The organism is Paenibacillus sp. NPDC057886, assembly GCF_042796655.1.
In the GTDB taxonomy this organism is placed as follows: domain Bacteria; phylum Bacillota; class Bacilli; order Paenibacillales; family Paenibacillaceae; genus Paenibacillus.
Genome location: NZ_JBHVMZ010000006.1, coordinates 330290 through 350713, shown reverse-complemented (window position 1 = coordinate 350713; position 20424 = coordinate 330290). Strand labels below are relative to the sequence as shown.

General features: G+C 47.2%; 21 protein-coding genes and 1 other RNA gene. 3 read left to right on the top strand and 19 right to left on the bottom strand.

The window, feature by feature from the left end; genetic code table 11:
• Positions 1-231: 231 nt before the first annotated feature.
• Together ACFVQB_RS21760 and ACFVQB_RS21755 are read right to left on the bottom strand one after the other, a co-directional pair.
• Entirely contained in the window at positions 232-648 is a 417-nt protein-coding gene (locus ACFVQB_RS21760; RefSeq protein ID WP_379443831.1) for a hypothetical protein, read from the bottom strand.
• 34 nt (positions 649-682) lie between these two features.
• Positions 683-883: a DUF1540 domain-containing protein gene (locus tag ACFVQB_RS21755; protein WP_379444457.1), complete on the bottom strand. Its 201-nt coding sequence runs from the start codon at positions 881-883 to the stop codon at positions 683-685.
• Here ACFVQB_RS21755 and ACFVQB_RS21750 point away from each other — a divergent pair.
• Complete coding sequence (locus ACFVQB_RS21750) at positions 794-1066, top strand: hypothetical protein (protein WP_379444488.1); 273 nt, start codon at positions 794-796, stop codon at positions 1064-1066. The two genes, ACFVQB_RS21755 and ACFVQB_RS21750, sit on opposite strands and share 90 nt — an antisense overlap.
• A gap of 1 nt (position 1067) precedes the next feature.
• Here the strand turns inward: ACFVQB_RS21750 and ACFVQB_RS21745 are convergent, their stop codons facing one another.
• Positions 1068-1574, bottom strand: coding sequence for a YpuI family protein (locus ACFVQB_RS21745; protein ID WP_063567014.1), 507 nt, complete (start codon positions 1572-1574; stop codon positions 1068-1070).
• 287 nt (positions 1575-1861) lie between these two features.
• Here ACFVQB_RS21745 and ACFVQB_RS21740 point away from each other — a divergent pair, with 287 nt between their 5' ends.
• A complete protein-coding gene (locus tag ACFVQB_RS21740; protein ID WP_379443828.1) occupies positions 1862-3739 on the top strand; it encodes a S8 family peptidase in 1878 nt (625 codons plus the stop codon).
• Between the two features lie 96 nt (positions 3740-3835).
• On the opposite strand, the gene ACFVQB_RS21735 is transcribed toward ACFVQB_RS21740, so the two are convergent.
• A complete protein-coding gene (locus tag ACFVQB_RS21735) occupies positions 3836-4093 on the bottom strand; it encodes a hypothetical protein (RefSeq protein WP_379443826.1) in 258 nt (85 codons plus the stop codon).
• Positions 4094-4178: 85 nt separating this feature from the next.
• The gene (gene pdxR / locus ACFVQB_RS21730; protein WP_379443823.1) at positions 4179-5699 is read right to left on the bottom strand and encodes a MocR-like pyridoxine biosynthesis transcription factor PdxR; all 1521 of its coding nucleotides are present in this window, start codon (positions 5697-5699) and stop codon (positions 4179-4181) included.
• A 109-nt stretch (positions 5700-5808) separates the two neighbouring features.
• On the opposite strand from pdxR, the gene ACFVQB_RS21725 reads away from it, so the two are divergent.
• Complete coding sequence (locus ACFVQB_RS21725; protein ID WP_379443821.1) at positions 5809-7038, top strand: aminotransferase-like domain-containing protein; 1230 nt, start codon at positions 5809-5811, stop codon at positions 7036-7038.
• Positions 7039-7277: 239 nt separating this feature from the next.
• Here ACFVQB_RS21725 and rnpB read toward each other — a convergent pair.
• From rnpB to ybeY, 14 genes are all read right to left on the bottom strand, one after another.
• Positions 7278-7687: RNase P RNA component class A (gene rnpB, locus ACFVQB_RS21720), an RNA gene on the bottom strand.
• A gap of 81 nt (positions 7688-7768) precedes the next feature.
• Positions 7769-8884, bottom strand: coding sequence for a Nif3-like dinuclear metal center hexameric protein (locus ACFVQB_RS21715; protein WP_379443819.1), 1116 nt, complete (start codon positions 8882-8884; stop codon positions 7769-7771).
• Positions 8860-9618, bottom strand: a complete 759-nt coding sequence (locus ACFVQB_RS21710; RefSeq protein WP_379443809.1) for a tRNA (adenine(22)-N(1))-methyltransferase — start codon at positions 9616-9618, stop codon at positions 8860-8862. Before ACFVQB_RS21710 ends, ACFVQB_RS21715 begins: the two co-directional genes overlap by 25 nt.
• A gap of 184 nt (positions 9619-9802) precedes the next feature.
• Positions 9803-10942: an RNA polymerase sigma factor RpoD gene (rpoD, locus tag ACFVQB_RS21705; protein ID WP_024628459.1), complete on the bottom strand. Its 1140-nt coding sequence runs from the start codon at positions 10940-10942 to the stop codon at positions 9803-9805.
• Positions 10943-10985: 43 nt separating this feature from the next.
• Entirely contained in the window at positions 10986-12806 is a 1821-nt protein-coding gene (dnaG, locus tag ACFVQB_RS21700) for a DNA primase (protein WP_379443806.1), read from the bottom strand.
• A gap of 47 nt (positions 12807-12853) precedes the next feature.
• Positions 12854-13342: a YaiI/YqxD family protein gene (locus ACFVQB_RS21695; RefSeq protein WP_379443803.1), complete on the bottom strand. Its 489-nt coding sequence runs from the start codon at positions 13340-13342 to the stop codon at positions 12854-12856.
• A gap of 207 nt (positions 13343-13549) precedes the next feature.
• On the bottom strand, positions 13550-15625 hold the full coding sequence (gene glyS, locus ACFVQB_RS21690) for a glycine--tRNA ligase subunit beta (RefSeq protein ID WP_379443799.1): 2076 nt from the start codon (positions 15623-15625) through the stop codon (positions 13550-13552).
• Positions 15618-16505, bottom strand: a complete 888-nt coding sequence (gene glyQ / locus ACFVQB_RS21685) for a glycine--tRNA ligase subunit alpha (protein WP_063567023.1) — start codon at positions 16503-16505, stop codon at positions 15618-15620. The genes glyS and glyQ overlap by 8 nt, the downstream gene beginning before the upstream one ends.
• A gap of 409 nt (positions 16506-16914) precedes the next feature.
• Positions 16915-17667, bottom strand: coding sequence for a DNA repair protein RecO (recO, locus tag ACFVQB_RS21680; protein WP_379443794.1), 753 nt, complete (start codon positions 17665-17667; stop codon positions 16915-16917).
• 33 nt (positions 17668-17700) lie between these two features.
• Positions 17701-17841 (bottom strand): YqzL family protein, encoded by a 141-nt coding sequence (locus ACFVQB_RS21675; RefSeq protein WP_379443790.1) that lies wholly within the window; start codon positions 17839-17841, stop codon positions 17701-17703.
• A gap of 101 nt (positions 17842-17942) precedes the next feature.
• On the bottom strand, positions 17943-18842 hold the full coding sequence (gene era / locus ACFVQB_RS21670; protein ID WP_090901607.1) for a GTPase Era: 900 nt from the start codon (positions 18840-18842) through the stop codon (positions 17943-17945).
• Between the two features lie 41 nt (positions 18843-18883).
• Positions 18884-19297 (bottom strand): cytidine deaminase, encoded by a 414-nt coding sequence (locus ACFVQB_RS21665; RefSeq protein ID WP_076288093.1) that lies wholly within the window; start codon positions 19295-19297, stop codon positions 18884-18886.
• Between the two features lie 236 nt (positions 19298-19533).
• Positions 19534-19905, bottom strand: a complete 372-nt coding sequence (locus ACFVQB_RS21660) for a diacylglycerol kinase family protein (RefSeq protein WP_024628467.1) — start codon at positions 19903-19905, stop codon at positions 19534-19536.
• Positions 19905-20402: an rRNA maturation RNase YbeY gene (ybeY, locus tag ACFVQB_RS21655; protein WP_063567028.1), complete on the bottom strand. Its 498-nt coding sequence runs from the start codon at positions 20400-20402 to the stop codon at positions 19905-19907. Before ybeY ends, ACFVQB_RS21660 begins: the two co-directional genes overlap by 1 nt.
• Positions 20403-20424: the final 22 nt, after the last annotated feature.

The following is a 20424-nucleotide window of genomic DNA, read 5'->3' as shown; positions in this document are numbered from 1 at the left end:
CACTCCCGTATAATGTAAACGTAGATTATGACTTTATTCTACATTATTTTACAGGAACGTTCCATTGTTTTCAAAAAAATAGACCCATTATACAACTTCATTACGCAAATGCGAAGAAACCTTCTGCATCCCCCTTTAGTAAGGTGGAAGCAGAAGGCTGCGAATAACCAACTCATATCCAGTTCGGTTATGATCTTGTATATTGCTTATCAGATCATGCTTTTTGCTTTATTAACGGGCAAATGGAATCATAAAGAAATAGCTGAGTGTTGCCACTGCACCAAGTCCAATGGACCATGCACCCGCCGTTTTCCGGCCATTGACGTAAGCATAGTAACCAAGTACCGCTGCAGCTGGACCAAGGACAATGGACCACATAAATAAGGATGCGATACCAAAGGCCAGACCCATATACCCGGAGATACGGCCAGTAGATTTCATCACACCGTCTTCTTCTCGCTTTACAGGTGTATGATCTGTTCTTTCCGTTGGTTCTGTTCGAATAGAACCTGTTGGAGGTGCTACCTCTGCGCCATACTCTTCCTTGTGGCTACGTCTTGGATAATCTACACGCTCACGCTGTTTTTCATCTAACGGAGTTGTTTTTGGACGATGGAACGGGTAATCATCTCTATGGTCATTATTCAATGCAAAGCACCTCCATATAAATGGGAATGACTGCTCATTTCGGTTTGAATGTGTGACAGCATGTCGCAGAAGATGTACGTGCATGATCATGATGATCGGAATCAAAAGTCTCTCCGGCAAATTCCTCATGTAAGCGGCGGGTGGCATGTTGGTCAATGTCAATCATGATGGCATCGGCCTGGCAGAAATTGTTTTCTCCCCAAAAGTGACAGTTAGCAACACTGCATTTTACTATTGGCTTCTCATGGCTCATTTTTATCACCTCGACATCTATTGTCTCCGCACCGTAAATGAGCTATTCTCCACCGAAATGCCAGATGATGACATGCACCCTTCTCCGCAATTCCAGTTGAAGAAAACGCAAAAAAACCGCCACAAGGGCGGTTTTGTCCAATTCGCTTATGAGTTAAAAAAATGATTTACGCGTGATTGCGTTGGTTTTGCATCCGACGCTGCGTTAGGTAGTCACTTTCATAAAAGGCCAGATCATCACGCAATTCTTCGTACGTTTTCGATATCTCAAGAATGACATCACGCACTGCACGAATTGGCTTATCACGGAAACGAATTGCATCCTGACCAGTGTAAGCATATCTTCCATCTTCGGAGTAACATTCATTTTTAGGATAAAAAAAGCTGTTTATGCTTTGATGGTATGTGTTATAGAGAGCCTTTTCGGCAAAATCGACATCAAAATTGGCACGACGCAGCACAACGCCAAGTTTTTCGTAAGAAACTTCAGAAAAAACGAGCAAATGACGGAGATCCGAAAGAAATCCTTTGTAGAAGGCTGATGACTCCTCCGTCTGATTCTGATCCAGTTCAGGCAAGGCATTTTCATTCAAAAATTTTTCGATCCGATCGATAGCCGGTTTTAACTTTTCCCTAGTTGACTCACATGTTTTCTGTACATTGGCTGCTGACATAAAGGTAGCTCCCCCTTAAATAAGTCCTTACATATAGATCGGCCAACGGAGGTTCTCTCCTGACCTTGAATTCTCAGCTACTATCCTACCATAAAAAGATGACGAGCGGTATCCCTTAATCAGGCTTTCCCTTTCTGTCCCTGAACATGCCCATTACATACAGCTCACCTGATGTTCGCCTGCATAAAAATAACCGCTTTTCCTAACGATAGATATATCCAGTGACAACGATGAAATCAGAGCACTGTAAGATGATTGTCAAAATAAACGAGGAGGTTACATCCCCTATGTCCAGACCGAAATGGGTTAACTGGGCCATTGCCGCGGGTGCGGGCGCACTTGCCTTGACGCTTTTGCTTCCGACGTCCAATCGCCCTGTTCCTGCTCCAAGTGCCATGCCCGATTCTCCACACGAGGAACATGCGAGCAAACAACGTCTCAAAGTCCAGGATGTAAAGTCAACCGATCTGCTGACCCGCGCGGATGCCAAACAGCACCTTAGGATCATGCTTGAGAAGACCTCCAAAATGAATGATAAGCAGATAAGCCAATACGTTAATGAACTACAACAAACACATGATCATATACGGTCTATTGATGTAATGAACACCGATGGATCACGCAGTCGGCACTTTCACAAAACAGCAGCAAAAGGAAGCAAGGTGGAACAGCAAAAGCTGGAACATTCTCTCGCTCTGGCCAAGAAAGCTGTGAACAAACGCCAAAGCTTCGAATCTTCTTCCTTTCCTCTGGGCAAGGAAAAGTTTTTTGTTATGGGGCAGCCCTCCAAGGATGGAGAACGAGCCGTCATTGCTCTGTTTAGCCAAAATGTACTGAATGCCGTGGAACAGCATCAGCGCAAAAATTTGCGCATGATCCCTTACCCGCGTGAAGGTAAGTTCAAAATCGAGTCTGTGCACCCCGACACCCTTAAAGAAATCACTGTTAAAACAGGGCATGATAACGCCAATGCCAGCCATTTTTACGAAAATGAAATCGTCATCCGTTTCCGTCAGGATCCAGGTGAACGCGATATGCGCATCATTAAATCCGACCTACGGACTCAATCGGCACGCAAGCTGGGATACACGTATGTTTTTCGGTCAGAACATATGAATTATGAGCAATTACATGCTTATTTCGAAAGTAAATGGAATCCGCTGTATATGGAACCCCACTACATGTATTTAACCAATGAGACCGCACCTGAACAAAAAGATGTAACCGTGCCCAATGATATTTTGTTCTCCGACTACCAGTGGAACCTGCCCGCCATTGAGACTAACCGGGGCTGGAATATTACGAAGGGCAACAAGGATGTTATCGTTGCCGTGGTAGACACCGGCGTTGATCTGACTCATCCCGATTTGAAAGGCAAGCTGCTGAAAGGGTATAACGTTGTTGATCCAGCGAGCAAACCGCTTGATGACGTAGGCCATGGTACGCATGTAGCAGGCATCATCGGTGCTGTTGTGAATAACAACGAAGGTGTAGCAGGCATGAGCTGGTATAACAAGGTACTACCTGTTAAAGTGCTGGACAATTCGGGTTCAGGCACAACCTATGCTGTGGCCGAAGGCATTATTTGGGCCGCTGATCATGGAGCCAAGGTCATTAACATGAGTCTAGGTAATTACGCCGATGCCCAATTTCTTCATGATGCCATCAAATACGCTTTTGATCGCGACATCGTATTAATCGCAGCGACCGGTAACGACAATACGGAGCGTCCGGGATACCCTGCCGCCTATCCGGAAGTATTTGCGGTATCCGCTACGGATGCGGACATGAACAAAGCTTCCTATTCCAACTACGGGGATTACGTCGATGTGACGGCCCCAGGGTCCAGCATTGCAAGTACGTATCCAAACAACCAATATGCAGCCTTGTCCGGAACGTCCATGGCAAGCCCCCATGTAGCGGCACTTGCAGGTTTGATTCGCTCACTGAATCCTGATCTGACCAACACAGAAGTCATGGATCTCATGCGTCAAAGCGTCATAGATCTCGGTGACCCAGGTCATGACAAGTATTTCGGTTATGGTCAAATCGATGTGTTTAAAGCATTGGAGGCTGCCTCTGGCAATAGTGCCCCCCTTCAATTCTGGCCACAACATGTGAGACAGCAAATGGATAATACAATGAAAAAGTACATCAAACAATAACCGTACACTGGATATAAAAAAACAAAAGCAGCTGCGCCCCGGGGCGTATGCTGCTCTTTGGTATGTTCACCTATTCCCCCGGGGCACCCGCTGCGACTAGCGTTTGCGAGAAGTTGTGCGGGATTTGCCTGATTTTTTCACGGATTTTTTCTTGCCGTTGTGGCTTGAAACATAACAAGGATCTTCTTCTTTGACCACGACAGGATACATGTGATGATGGATTGGCACACAGTGATGTTTTTTGATGACTTCGATCGGGTGAATTATAGGTACGATTTGTGGGATGTAGTAATCTTCAACAACCTGGATTGGGTCACATACAATCGGACAAAGCGGTGGACAGAAATGGTTCATTTCAAACCAACTCCCTTTCAAGTGATACCATAACGTATTGCACTGGGTCCAATGTGGATTGGATGTATGTCCGTGTTTAAGAAAATTAAATCAGCGGGAGCCTGTCCGCCGTTGTCCCACCCTGTTGGGGTGTAATGTTCTTAATAACCCTGCATAATACCCGTAGCCCTTCACATAACAGCTCCTGATTCGTAACCGTGAAGCAGATCCGCAGGCTAGCCGTATCCGTTTCCCCCACATAACAGGCAGAGCCCGGCAAAAAGGAAACACCCGCGGCAAGTGACTGGCGGTGCAGCTCACGCATATCCAAACCATCTGGCAATTGCAGCCACAAGTTTAGTCCCCCATTAGGCAAAGTCCAGTACATCCCGGGAGAACCATGTTCCTCCAGTACCGTCGATGCGGCAAGCAGCCGGGAATATAATTCATCCCTCAATCGCGCTGTATACGCACTGTATTGATGTTCTATGAACGATTGCAATGCCTTTTGTGTAAGCAGCGGACTCCCGAGATCTGCAGTGGATTTGGCAGCAACAAGTCGGGTGAGCACACTTCCGTCTGCAACCGCACACGCCACTCGACAGCCGGGAGAGAGTACTTTGCTGAAGCTTTTGATATATATCACATGGCCCGTCCCATCCATGGATTTAATGGAAGCAGGGGGCGGATCACGGAAATACAGATCGGCGAACGGATCATCCTCCAGGATGAGACAATGATAACTCTGAGCAAGATTAAGCAGTTGTGCACGCCGTTTGGCACTCATCGTTATGCCTGTAGGATTGTGAAACGTAGGAATAGTATATATCAACTTGGGCGGGTATGTATCACATAACCGGGTTAACAGATCTATACGCATACCATCGTCATCCATCGGTACCGTAATGATCTTCGCTCCTCTGCTTGTAAACACATCTATCGCTCCCGTATAGCTTGGTGCTTCCATGTAAACGACGTCACCAGGACCAACAAACGTACGCGCGACAAGATCGATTCCCTGCTGGGTACCGCTCGTAATCAGCATCCGTTCGGGCATTACCCGCAAACCTCTTTCCGCAAAATGCCCGGAAAACGTCTGACGCAGTTCCCGATCTCCCTGAAAGGACCCATAGGCAGCCATGCGCTCTGGATGATCCGAGGAAAGCCGGTACGCACTGTCGATAATCTCACGAGTTGGCAACAATTCAGGCTGAATTGCCGACATATGCAGCTCATATCTAACTTGTGGAGATGCATCAAAATGTCTCCAGAGCTGAGCTCTGGGTAGATAATCCACAAGAGCCATCTGCCAGTTCCATGGCGTGCTGGATTCATTCTTTGCTTGAGAACGGTGAGTCCTCTCCATATCTTCCGTTTTCTCCAGCTCTTGCGCCCCACGTACATAACACCCCTTCCCCTGGGAACATGTAATCAGCTGTATGGCTTCGAGCTCGGCATAGGCTTTGGACACGGTGACCAGGCTGACGCCCAGATCTGTCGTCATTTTACGAACCGAAGGCAGACGGGTTCCAGGCTCGATTAGTCCAGACCTTATTCGGTCAGCAAGTGTAAGGGCAATCTGAACATACAATTTGGTACTGCTTCCCCGTTTCAATTCAATATGCACACATGCACCCTCCCAACTGTTATGATCAGCATTTTACTGTTATACTGCATTCCGTCTAATATAGTTTATAATATCAGTATAACAGTGAATAACAGGAGATGAGAATAATATGAATATCCCTTGGTCCAAAATGGCACAAAATACCCCGTCCTCTGTCGTTCGCGACATGTTACAGGCTGCACAAGCCCCTGGAATGATTTCTCTTGCCGGAGGTTTACCTGCACAGACATCATTCCCGCTTGAAGCCATCCGCGACGCCTACGAAAAGGTATTCATGGGCGGTTCAGCGGCTCTTCAATATGCAGAGACGGAAGGTTTCCGACCATTACGCGCCAAAATTGCCGAACGTCTTGAATCCAAGGGCATTCCCGCTTCACCTGATCATATGCTTCTGACTACCGGATCTCAGCAATCCATTGACCTGGTGTGCCGCATTTTGCTCGATCCAGGGGACAGCGTACTGGTTGAATCACCAACCTATCTGGCTGCCCTTCAAGTCATTCATTCTTATCAGGCTGAGGCGCACGGTGTTGCCTGTGACGATGACGGGATGTTGCCTGAATCACTGGAGGAACAGCTGCAATTGCATCGTCCCAAGCTCGTCTACATTAACCCTACGTTCTCCAACCCGTCGGGCAAAGTATGGAGTCGCGCCAGACGTCAGCAAGCCGTAGACCTGTGCCGGAAATATGGGGTACTGATCCTGGAAGACGATCCCTATGGTGAAATCCGCTTTAAACCGGAACAACTGGATGCCCCTGCACTGGCGCAGCTGGATGCAGCATCCTATGAGGGTCCATCCAATGTCATCTACACCAGCACATTTTCCAAAACAGTAGCTCCAGGCCTCCGCACTGGCTGGATACTGGCTGCTCCGGATGTCATCAAAATAGCTGCCCGCGCCAAACAGGGTGCAGATTTGCATTCCAGCAGCATCGACCAAAGAGCACTTCATGCGCTACTGGAGTCTTTCGATTTGAACGGGCATATTCGCAATATCTCACTGGATTATGAACAACGGATGCAAAAAATGACCACTCTCATGGCTGCAAAATCATGGGAGGGTATCTCTTGGAACTCACCCCAGGGAGGAATGTTCCTATGGCTGCAGCTACCTGAGGGCATGCTGGCCAGCAATCTGTTTACTTATGGAATACAGGAGAAAGTATGCATTGTACCGGGGGATTCCTTCTATGCGGGTACACCGGAGCTGAACCGTATGAGAATCAACTTTACTCATACTGATCCAGATCTGCTTCCCGAGGCTGTAGAGCGTATGGATCGTGCCATTCAACGCTGGCATGCATCATTACAGTCGGACAGTGTAGTTACACTATAACGAACTGTCATCCACTGTATCATTAGGAACAATTTCTCATTCTAAAGAATAACAACAAAAATAAGGCGTCAGACCCGAGAAAGCTCGAAGTCTGACGCCTTATTTATATGACCTGCAAGTGCAGGAATTCTTTTAAAGTTTAATCGCGTCCTTCTGATCAGTCAGGCACATCAGGTACAATCGTTCTGCTTTGCCCTTGACTGATAAGTGGACTGCATTTGTTACTGTAGTGTTGTAGTTAGGAAAGCTTACCGTAAGCCGGGTTCTGTGCTCTTCGTGGTTCAGACGGGAACTACCCTCCCACCACAAGCGACAATCATCTATCTAGGCCATACATTGCTGCACAGCTCAAGCGACCAACCTAGACACACCTCGGGCTAAGGCTGCCTTCTCCGAAGAGTCGACTGTGTCCCATTAGGTCTTGCTCCAGATGGGGTTTACCAGGAACGAAGTCACCAGCGTTCCTCGGGGTCTCTTACACCTCGGTTCCATCCTTGCCTGTGCCGGAAAATCCGGCCATCGGCGGTCCATTTCTGTGGCACTATCCTTCAACTCGCGCTGACTGGACGTTATCCAGCATCCTGCCCTGTGGAGCCCGGACTTTCCTCTCGTGGCAACGAAGGCCACCAGCGATTGTCTGTCAAGCTTTCCGAACAACATTACATAGTATACAGGCATTTGAGTTTACAAACAAGCTTAATCTTACTGGAAGCAATGTAACCGAGTGCTTTTAGATAAACTGGAATACTTCCGTGTTTACCTCGGATGCAGTTACTTTCGTCTCATAACGTTTGTCTTCCAAACGTGAACGCAGCCAGTCCGCAGTTTTGGATTTCATGATTTTCTCGGCATTATGCCCGGCGTCAATGATACACATGCCCGCCATCAGTGCATCGTGAGCCGTATGATAATCAATGTCTCCAGTTACGATGACATCAGCACCTTTGAAGCGTGCAGGTAGGGTATAACGGCTACCTGAGCCGCCAAGCACTGCTGCTTTTTTGATCTGCCGATTGAGATCGCCTACTACCCGAACGTATGGCACATCCAGTCGGGCCTTCACGACCTCCACCAGCTCACCGAGTGTCATTGGTTGTTTGAGCGGTCCCAAGCGCCCCAGACCCAGCGTACGGCCTTTTAAATCCATTGCATACAGGTCGTAGGCCACTTCCTCATATGGATGAGCCTTAAGCATCGCTTGTACAACCTTGCTGCGCAGACTCTGCGGTACGATGGTCTCAATCCGCATTTCCTCTACACGCTCCATCTGTCCCTGTGTACCGATGAAAGGCTGTGTCCCCTCTCCCGGTACAAAAGTACCTGTGCCTTCCGTGTTGAAGCTGCACTTGTTGTACTGACCAATACTGCCAGCGCCCGCTTCGAGGATCGCCTGAAGCACCTGCTCATGATGGGTGCGGGGTACAAATACAGCCAGTTTGAACAAATGATCTGTATGTACATCCTCAAGTGATTCCTTGCTCTCAATTCCAATGGCCTCGGCCATCCAGTCATTCATTCCGCCTTCAGCCACATCGAGATTGGTATGACTAATGTACACCGCAATATCATGCTTGATCAGCTTCTCGTACAGTTTCCCCATGGGTGTGTCGGTATTCAATGATTTGACCGGACGGAAAATGATGGCATGGTGCGCAATAATCAGATTGGCTCCAATCCGAATGGCCTCATCTACAACTTCGTTCGTAACATCAAGCGCGATAAGAACGTGCGTAATTTCCTTTTGCAAACTGCCAAGCTGAAGACCGATCCGATCGTCCGGCACGGCCAGATGTTTAGGAGCAAGCTGCTCCATCAATTGAATTACAGTTTGACCTTTGGCAAACATGAAAGTACCTCCTTCAAGTTCACAATAAGACGCTCCACCTCAGCCGCCTTGTCCCGTGAAGACTCCTGATCGGATTTGGAGATGGATTGCACAACACTTTGCAGCTTGACGATTTCGCTCTCCCATTTGGCAAAAAACACATCCGTTGGACGGTCTGTTAAATATGGCCCCATGCGCAGCAGCAAATCTGATGTCAATTCCACTCCGCCTTCAAGCGGACGTGCGCGATACACTTCCTCATTGGCGATCGGACTGAGTTCTTGCGGCATTGCAGTAATAATCTCATACACTTTGCCATCTTCCTCAAGCAGCTGTTCTGCAACCACCACCCAGTGATGCTTGAGCAACCAGCGTCTGAGAATATCCTCACCAACATTCGGCTGCAAAATAAGAAGCTTGACCTCATCCAGTTTGGAGAGACCACGATCCAGAATGGAGGCAATGAGTGCTCCTCCCATACCGGCAATGGTGATCACATCCACTTCTCCTGCAGAGATGACATCCAAGCCATCTCCACGACGTACTGTAATTCGTTCCTTCAGGCCTGCATCGCTGACTTGCTTGCGTGCAGCTTCATAAGGGCCGGGGTTGACTTCTCCGGCTACTGCACCTGCTGCTTTCCCGCTGCGTACTGCCGCTACCGGAAGCAAAGCGTGGTCTGAGCCAATGTCAGCCAAGCGGCTGCCTTCGGGAATTTGATCATGTATTCGCTGTAATCGATTCGAAAGTTTCATGAAGCACCTACACCATTCATTTAATTTATTGATTTGCATTGAACAACAAAAAGCGATAAAATGAAATCCAATAAAACATTTCAAGGATGAATTACCAAAACCAAGAAATTTAGATGTTCAATTTAAAAATAAAGGAGACCCCGCCGCCGCTTAAGCGTCTTGCGGAAAGTCTCCCATAGTGATGTTATTCGAGGAAATCTTTAAGCCGTTTACTGCGGCTAGGGTGACGCAATTTACGAAGAGCTTTGGCTTCAATTTGACGAATACGCTCACGCGTAACACCAAATACCTTGCCCACTTCTTCCAGCGTTCTTGTACGTCCATCGTCCAGACCAAAACGCAAACGAAGTACATTCTCTTCACGCTCAGTCAATGTATCCAGGACATCTTCGAGTTGTTCTTTCAGCAACTCATAAGCAGCAGCATCCGCCGGAGCCAATGCTTCCTGATCCTCGATGAAATCACCCAGATGGGAATCATCTTCCTCACCAATTGGTGTTTCCAGGGAAACCGGTTCCTGAGCAATCTTCGTAATCTCACGAACTTTTTCCACACTCAGATCCATCTCGGCAGCGATTTCTTCTGGTGTCGGTTCACGCCCAAGTTCCTGCAACAGCTGACGGGATACCCGGATCAGCTTATTAATCGTCTCCACCATATGCACAGGGATACGAATGGTACGCGCTTGGTCTGCAATCGCACGGGTGATCGCTTGGCGAATCCACCATGTCGCATACGTACTGAATTTATAACCTTTTTTATGGTCGAACTTCTCAACGGCTTTGATCAGACCCATGTTACCTTCCTGAATTAGATCCAGGAACAACATTCCACGTCCAACATAACGCTTGGCGATACTGACAACGAGACGAAGGTTAGCTTCAGCCAAACGACGTTTCGCTTCTTCATCCCCGTTTTCAATCCGTTTAGCCAGTTCTACTTCGTCATCCGCAGACAACAAAGGTACACGACCAATTTCTTTGAGATACATACGAACAGGGTCGTTGATTTTGATTCCTGGTGGAAGGCTCAGATCATCATCAAAGTGGAATTCATCGTCTCCCTCTCTGGTGTTGTTCTCGGAATCTTCACTAGGGCGAAGGGTTACCTCTTCATCATTTTCGTTCACGACATCAATACCCAGGTCGCTCAGTTGTTCATAGAACTCATCCATTTGCTCTGCGTCTTGCTCAAATGGGGAGAGTTTTTCTATAATTTCCTTGTAGTTCAACGAAGCTCTTTTCTTACCTGATTCAATCAATTGATCCTTAACCTGATCCAGCGTCAATTCTGTTTCTAGTTCAGTATGCTGATCATTCGCCATAACTCGACTCCCTCCTCCCTAGAAACATCCAACATTCAGACGTTCACTGTCTCTCTAGGGCAATCATTTCAATTGCAATTTGTGCCGCGCGTACAGAATCACCTGCCCGCTCTGCAGCAATCATTTCTTCTTTTTTCAAATCGTACTCTTTCTTACGCGGATATTTCAGCACTTCCCTGATGCAATCGTCGAGCACTTGAATACTCCATTCACCTGGACCATCCATCATCGAGATTGAACTGACCGTCTTTTCCAGTCGGTCGTCATGCAGTGAAGACATAAAACGGCTTGTATCCGACGGTTTGCCTTGCGCATAATAGGCATATAGATAAGCAGCAATAGCTGCATGATCATCCAAGTTAAAAGCTTCACCAAGATGCTCATTCACGTACTGGGCAGCCTCATCATCCTGAAGCATCCAGGCGAGCAGTTTGCGTTCAGCAGCGTGGTAAGCCGGCAACAGATTGGGTGTAGGCACCTGCCTATTTTGTTGCCTACCATTATTCCACCTTTTCGGGTTATTATCCCCATACTGGAGGTTATTTTTCATGGCCTCCCGTTCTTCATTACACTCCTGCTTCAGTGTTTCAAATGATACATCCACTTCCGCAGCCAGTTCCCGAAGATATACTTCCCGTTCTGTAGGAGAAGACAAAGGAGCAATAAGTTTCACCGCTTCCTTGGAATAAGCGATTTGTCCGCCGCCTTCTAGCAGTATATGGTTTTTTTTAAGGTTTATAAGCTTAAATTTTGTAGTTGTTACGGCACCGTCCACAATCTGGTTTCGGAACCGCTCGCCACCATGCTTGCGGATAAAATCATCCGGGTCGAGCCCATCCGGTATCAGAGCAATTTTGACCTGCAATCCCGCTTCCTCAAGAATAGGGAAGTTTTTGAGTGCCGCAGCCTGTCCGGCTCGATCGCCGTCATAACATACAATGACTTCATCACACATGCCTTTAAGCATCAGTGCCTGATTCTCAGTGAGCGCGGTGCCCATTGCCGCTACACCGTTCTGGATATCCTGATCCCAGGCGGAGATAACATCGCCATATCCTTCGAACAATATGGCCTGCCTTTGTTTGCGAATTGCATTTTTGGCATGATGCAGATTGTAGAGAACACGGCTTTTGTTAAATAACCGGGTTTCCGGTGAATTTAGGTACTTCGGTTGCCCGTCTCCCAAAATGCGACCTGCAAATGCAATCGGCTTTCCGCTCCTGCCATTAATCGGAAACATGACCCTGTCCCGGAAACGGTCCACATACCCCTGACCTTCGTTTCGCGGTGACAGTAAACCACCCTTTTCCATCTCTCCAAGCGGAAATTCACGCTTTTCTAGAAATTGTACCAAGGTATCCCAGCGATTAGGCGCGTAACCAATCTGGAATTGGTCAATGAGTTTGTCGCTAAACCCACGTGAGCGTAAATATTCCATAGCCACTTTACCGTGCTCTGTATTTTTCAATAAGAAATGATACAGCTTCGCGGTAAGCTCATATGCTTCCAATAAACGTTCAGTCTCTGGATTAACATGAGCCGATTCACGCCCTTGCCAGTCCCCCATTGAAATGTGGCTTTCTTCTGCCATCGTCTTGACAGCCTCGGGAAAGGATAACCCTTCGATTTCCATCCTGAATTTGATGGCATTTCCACCCGTGCCGCAACCGTAGCAATAGAAAATTTGTTTCTCAGGCGTAACTGTAAACGAAGGCGTCTTCTCAGAATGAAAAGGACAGAGGCCTTTCATATATTTCCCCTGTTTGGTCAGATGTACAAATCGGCTCACCGTATCGACGATATCATGCTGCTGTAACACCGATTCAATAATGCTTTCGGGTATACCGCCTTGTCCGGTACTCATCTTGGTCCACCTTCATCTCTTTAACACGTAAATATTATTCGATAAACTTACACATTCTCCTGCAAATCTTTCAAAAGTTTTGTCAGTTTATGTTGAAAAATTTCCCGATCCTGCTCTGTGAAAGGCTTTGGGCCTTTTCCATAATGCCCTCTTTTTCGTGCTTTGGCCGCAGTATGACGGGAATCCAGCATGAAATCAATGTCACGATCATTAAATTCACGACCACGAAATGATAAAACATAACAACGTTTGCCAAGTGCGAGCGCGGCCAGTCCATAATCCTGTGTAATAACCACATCGTATGGCTTGATGTGATTGGCAATGTACAGGTCTGCACTCTGATCACTTCGATCTACCTGAACGGTGCGTACTCCTTCTCCGCCCTGAAGAAAATGATCAAATGAAGAGACCATCAATACAGGAACTTTGAATCGGAGAGCTGTTTCTGCGATCTCAGTCTTGACCGGGCAAGCATCACCATCCACAACAATGTGGCGTACATTCAACTCACTCAAACCCAGACCACCCGGTTTCATAAAATAGCTGCATATTGTAATATACGACCCCAGCCAGTCAAAATCCTTCTGACCGGTCTATGGAAATCAAAGGCTAAAATACGGAACGGCTGTAAATATAAATTTTTCACAATCCGTTCCGTATATTTATACCCTCATATATCCTTCTTTAATACTGAATTTATGCTTTGCCGCAGATCTGTCCTCTTGAAGTAAAAACAGACCCGACTACCAGACCAGTTTGGAGAAGTCAGCAAAAGCTTTCAGATCACGGTCAATGGCTGCAAGCAGTGCCAGACGATTCGCCCGCACAGCTTCGTCTTCAGCCATAACCATAACCGAATCGAAGAATACGGTGATAGCTTCCTTCCAAGCCGATGCAATCGCGAGCGCTTCAGCAGCAGCATGCTGAGACAATACCTGACGATATTCTTCATTGGTCTTGCTCCATGCCTCATGCAGTTGACGCTCTCCTTCTTCTGTGAAGAGTTCTGCATGTACCGAAGCATTGGATGCTTTGGCAGCCAGATTACCGACACGGTTGAAGGATTCGACGGTTGTTTTGAAGGCATCTCCCGTTTGGACAGCTGCCATGAGTGCCTCACCTTTTGGTACTACAGCGCTGATATCATCAAATCCGGAGGAAATCACTGCGTCCACTACATCATAACGAACCGTTTCCGACAACAGTTTCTTCACACGAAGACCGAAGAAGTCCTGCAAATCTTTACGCACCTCTTCATCCGCACGTTTCAACAGGTTCATCTGAGCATGCACTTGAAGTGCAACGCCGAATACATCGGACAATGTCAGCGGCAGATTGTGATCCAGCAAAATTTGAACGATACCTGCTGCCTGACGGCGCAGTGCGTACGGATCTTGAGATCCTGTAGGAATGATATTGATCGAGAAGCAACCTACAATTGTATCCATTTTATCCGCTGCACTTACGATAGCACCAACGAGCGAAGCAGGAGATTGATCCCCGGCGAAACGTGGCTGATAATGCTCAAATACCGCTTTGGCCACTTCTTCTTTTTCACCAGCTTTACGGGCATAATCTTCACCCATCACACCTTGCAGTTCAGGGAATTCTCCCACCATAAGTGTAACAAGGTCGAATTTGCAGATATCCGCAGAACGATTCACCGCTTCGGCTACATCGGCTGGTACTTGCAGCTTGCTAGCCAGACCATCCGCAATTTTGCGAATACGGCGAACTTTATCTCCAACCGTTCCCAGCTCTTCCTGGAAGACGATACTTTCCAATTTCGATAATGCATCCTTGATCTCCAGCTTCTGGTCTTCCTCGTAGAAGAACTTGGCATCAGACAGACGTGCACGAAGTACCTTTTCGTTCCCTTTTGCAATGACATCCAGTGAATCGCTACCGCCGTTACGAACCGTAACGAAGTATGGCAACAATTGTCCATCATTATCAAGCACCGGGAAATAACGTTGATGCTCACGCATCGAAGTAATCAGTACCTCTTGTGGAATATTCAAAAACGAGGATTCGAATGTTCCGAACAGCACCGTTGGTGTCTCAACCAGGAACAGGACCTCTTCCAGCAAATCTTCCTTGATCGCAATATCCCATTTTTTCTCGGCAGCCAGTGCCTGGATCTGGGATACAATCATCTGCTCACGTTCTTTGATATCCGCAATGACGTGCTCGGAACGAAGCACTTCCACATACGAAGCGGGATCCGAAATGACCGCCTCTTTTCCGAGGAAACGATGTCCACGTGTTACATTGTCAGACTTTACTCCTGCAACTTCCAATTCAATAACATCGCTGCCCAGCAGAGCGACAATCCAGCGAATCGGACGTACAAATTTGAAATCATACGAAGCCCAACGCATAAATTTCGGGAACGTCATGGCATGCAGTATAGCCAGCAAACCCTGACCGATTACAGAGGACGTTTCCACGCCTTTGCTGCTCTTGGTAGCGTAGATATATTCCACGCCACTCAGTTCCTTGAATGTGAACTGATCCGGTTCAACACCCTGACTACGGGCAAATCCGAGGGCAGCTTTACTCCAGTTTCCACTGTCATCCAATGCTATTTTACGGGAAGGTCCTTTAACTTCTTCCTCCACGTCTTCCTGTTTCTCGGCAACATCCTTGATCAAAACAGCCAGTCGGCGCGGTGTGGCATAGGCATTCACTTCACCATAAGCAATGCGGGATGCATCCAGCCATTTCACGACACGATCCTGCAGCTGTTCAATTGCTGCTCGCATGAAGCGTGCAGGCACTTCTTCCAGACCAATTTCAAACAACAGATCCTTAGACATGCTCAGCTCCCCCTTTCTTGATCAGCGGGAAGCCGAGCTTCTCACGCTCTTCCACATATGTTGCAGCCACTTGACGAGCCAGATTACGGACACGGGTAATGTACCCGGTACGCTCCGTTACACTGATTGCTCCGCGCGCATCCAACAGATTGAACGTATGTGAACATTTCAACACATAGTCATATGCCGGGAAAACCAGATTTTGTGCCATAGCCTTGTTCGCTTCCTCTTCATGCATGTTGAAGAGCGTAAACAACATTTTGACATCAGATACTTCAAACGTATATTTGGAGTGTTCGAATTCAGGCTGACGGAACACATCACCATATGTAATGCCGTCTACCCATTCCAGCTCAAACACATTTTCTTTTTCCTGAATGTACGAAGCAAGACGCTCCATACCATACGTAATTTCAACTGCTACCGGATTCGTCTCGATTCCACCGACTTGTTGGAAATACGTAAATTGGGTGATTTCCATACCGTCCAGCCATACTTCCCAGCCAAGACCAGCACAGCCTAGGGAAGGGTTTTCCCAGTTGTCTTCAACAAACCGAATATCATGTTTGAGCGGATCAATGCCCAACTGTTTCAGACTTTCCAGGTAAATCTCCTGAATATTGTCCGGAGAAGGCTTGATAATAACCTGGAATTGATGATGCTGATAGAGACGGTTTGGATTTTCTCCATAACGACCATCCGAAGGACGGCGGGACGGCTCTACATAAGCTACTTTCCAAGGCTCGGGTCCAAGCGAACGCAAAAAGGTCATCGGGTTCATCGTACCTGCCCCTTTTTCCGTATCATATGGTTGAACAATAATACAGTTGTGCGCGGCCCAGAATTGTTGCAGCGTGAGGATCATCTGCTGAAAATTCATAATCATGCTCCTTTTCGATGGTTTGTGATGAACAAGCCTAGAACGGTACAGACAATAAAAAGCCCTCGTCCTACGCCTGTTATACAGACATAGGGACGAGAGCTATTCCCGCGGTTCCACCCTACTTGGCTTAGATATAAACAGAGATCCTGTTCATTCAAGCCCACTTTTCCGTGTCATTCATGCTCCCGAGTGCCGTTTCACAGACCGATTCAACCCGGCTCCCACCATCCCCGGCTCGCTCACACAAGATTAGTAAGGTCAACCGACCTCTTCTGCTCCTGAATGTAATAAATCAAGTCTCCTACTTTCTCGTTCAATGCATGTCTCCAAAAGAGAAATTATAGTTCATAATATATAAAAATAAGTACGAAGTCAAGATATATTCCTTATTTCACATCAAGACGACTCAAATCCCGTACTTTTCCATTTGATCAAGAAAAGAACGGGATTTTAGATTCAAGCCAAGCTGATGATCCATAAAGGCCCGCATGATCTTTTTGATCTCATCACGGGTACCTTCGCTCACCGATATATTACCAAGCCTTTGCAAATCCAGCTGTGCAAACAGACGTAAGAGTTTCAACGCCTTCGGACTCACGGACATCGCCGGAGGATCAAAGTGTTTGCAAGCACGACACAGAACGCCGCCAAGCCTTGGACTAACAAATAATTGCTCATCCGGACGTTCGTGACCACAAGAGATGCAATCATCAAGCTGAGGTCCATACCCGGCTGCCTGTAATATTTTCATTTCATACAGACTTGTGATAACGACCGGATCTTTCTCTTCCTTCAACGCCTGAAGACAGGCTTTCAACTGTTTGAACCAGAACGTACCTGTCTCTTCATCCTGCAACACACGATCCAGCAGTTCACAAGCATATGATGCATAGGAAGCCTTAACCAAATCTTCACGCAGCTCATGATAAGATTCGATGATCTCACCTGCATTTAGTGTTCCCAGACCGGTGTTGCGAAAATATACATATTGACCGTAAGTAAATGGCTGCACCAGTGCAGCATGTCGGCTTTTGGGCTTTTTGGCACCGCGGACGAGTACCCCTACTTTCCCGCCGCTTTCGGTGCAAAGCGTAATGATTTTGTTCCCCTCGCCGTAGTCCATGCTGCGGATGACAATCCCTTCCACCCTGTATAGCATGCCTCGTCACCTAACCATTCCCGAATTAGCCAATTAACCTTCGGCTTCTTCATCTTCAATCACTTCCCTTGCAGGTTCTGACTCCTGTCCCGTCGAGCTACACGCCTCGGCATACAACAGATAGGATTCCACATCCCCCGTCATCGCAAAAACCTTCCACGAAAAATCTCGCATCGGAATTTCATCCTCTCTTCGAAAATGACGTCTGCTACTACCAGATAGGATGGAGTCTTGCAAGGTAAACTATGTGTTGCAATTACTGGATACTGAATTCATTATTCCCGACCGAAGCCAAGATCACGCAGTACACGCTCCTGGTTTCTCCAGTCCTTCTTCACTTTAACCCACAGGTCCATGAAGATTTTGGAACCCAACAGGTTTTGAATATCCTGGCGGGCACGTTTCCCCACTTCTTTAAGCAAGGCACCCTGTTTACCGATAATGATCCCTTTTTGCGAATCACGCTCCACAAAAATAACGGCTGAAATATAAACGACGCCGTTGTCCTGTACTTTCATATCCTCAATTGTTACCGCAATAGAGTGAGGCACTTCTTCGCGCGTCATTTGCAAAATTTTCTCCCGAATTAACTCGGCACAAACGAACTGCTCCGGATGGTCTGTAACCTGGTCATCTGGATAGTACTGCGGACCTTCCGGCAAATACTTGCCGAGCTGCTCCAGCAAGGTACTTACGTTGCTGCCGAGCATCGCAGAAACAGGGACGATTTCAGCAAAATTATGCAGCTTGCGGTATTCTTCAATCAGCGGAAGCAAAGCTTCCGGCTCAATTTTATCAATTTTGTTCATGACAAGGATGACAGGCGTCCGCACATTTTTCAACTGTTCTGCAATATAACGGTCACCACCGCCCATGCCCTCCGAAGCATCGATCAGGAACAGAGCAGCTTCGACTTCTCCGAGTGTGTTCAAAGCGGTCTGGTTCATGTAATCGCCCAGCTTGGATTGACGTTTGTGAATCCCTGGGGTATCCAGGAAAACGATTTGTTGTTGTTCCGATGTATATACACCATGAATCTTATTACGCGTTGTTTGCGGCTTGTCCGACATGATCGCAATCTTCTGTCCAATGACTTGGTTCATCAGTGTGGATTTACCTACATTGGGACGTCCAATAATGGCTACAAAGCCGGATTTGAATGCTTGTTTTTTCATATGTTCCTCCTCAGGCGCCTAGGCCTGGAATGTATTGGTTTTTACTTTTTAGCAGAGTTCAGATCAGACGGTCCAAAAGCCCATGGCAATAGTTCGGCAACTGTAGTCTCCTGCAGATCACCTTTCAAGTTACCCAGAATGACCTTCATATCCGGATCACACAGTTCGTACATCACTTGACGACATACACCGCACGGAGCAATCGGGCCGTCTGTATCTCCTACAATCGCCATAGCCTTAAAACTCCGTGGTTGCTTACCTCCTGCAATTGCACTGAACATGGCTGTACGCTCAGCACAGTTGCCTGGCGTATAAGCAGCATTCTCAATATTACAACCATGATGCACATGTCCCTCACTGTCAAGCAAAGCTGCACCTACACCAAAATGAGAATAAGGCGTATACGCTTTCGTACGTGCCTTAATTGCTTCTTGCATCAACAAACCATTATCCATAATTAATCTCTCCCTCTGGGGTGTACTATAAAGTTAACTAGTGCATTTACACTGGACACTCCGCTGCCAGAACAACCTTCCGAGCGCTGTTATCCCCAGATTTTTATGAATCACTTTTTTAAAGTGAAAATCCGGGGATAAAGGCGCACACTTCGTTTCTTCAGGTTTATTCTGACCTCTCCGTTATCGTGTTTGCATCAAGTAACTATATAATTGTGTGTAATTTTAAAATCAGATCAAAGCAAACCCAGCCAGCTCATCACTGGCTTAATGAAAACGATACACCCGATGATGACGGCGAACACCGCAGCCAGCAAAACTGCACCGGCCGCGGTGTCCTTCGCCGCTTTTGCCAGCGGATGTATATGCGGATGCGCCAGATCTACTGCAGCTTCCACTGCTGTATTCATCAGCTCCGTCACAAGAACCAGAAAAACGGCTGTCAGTACAAACATCCAGTCCGTTCTGGATATCCCGAAAAAAAAGCCGGCTGCACACATCAAAATGGCGACTCCTGTATGAACTCTTACATTCCGCTGAGTCCGCAGCCCGTATACGATTCCTTCCGCAGCATTGCGGAATACCATCCCCCAGGAGCGCCTTTTCATTATCGTGTCAACCCGGCTTGGGCGAGTACCGCTTCCTGTTTGCCCATCATTTCGGCTTCGCTGGCTTCATCCTGATGATCATATCCAAGCAGGTGCAAGAAGCCATGAACAAACAGGAACCCGAGCTCACGTTCAAATGAATGGCCATATTCTTCACTCTGCAGAATAGTCCGTGGAACAGAAATAATAATATCCCCCAGAACATCTGGCATTTCTTCCATTTCTTCATCCTCGTCCAATTCGTAGATGATATCCAGTTCCTCATCCACAGTCTCATTCATCGCAAATGACAATACATCTGTTGGACGATCAATGCCGCGATAGTCACGGTTCAGCTCATGAATCTGCTCATCATCTACGAAAGTCAGGGCCACTTCCCCGTCCGCAACACCCTCTGCTTCCCCTGCAAGGTTCAGCAGCTGCTCCAGCATTGCGATCATCGGTTCGGTAATTTCTTTATCCTGTTGTTCATTATTCCATGCTAGGTTAAGACTCATTCTTTCATACTCCTGTCTTCTC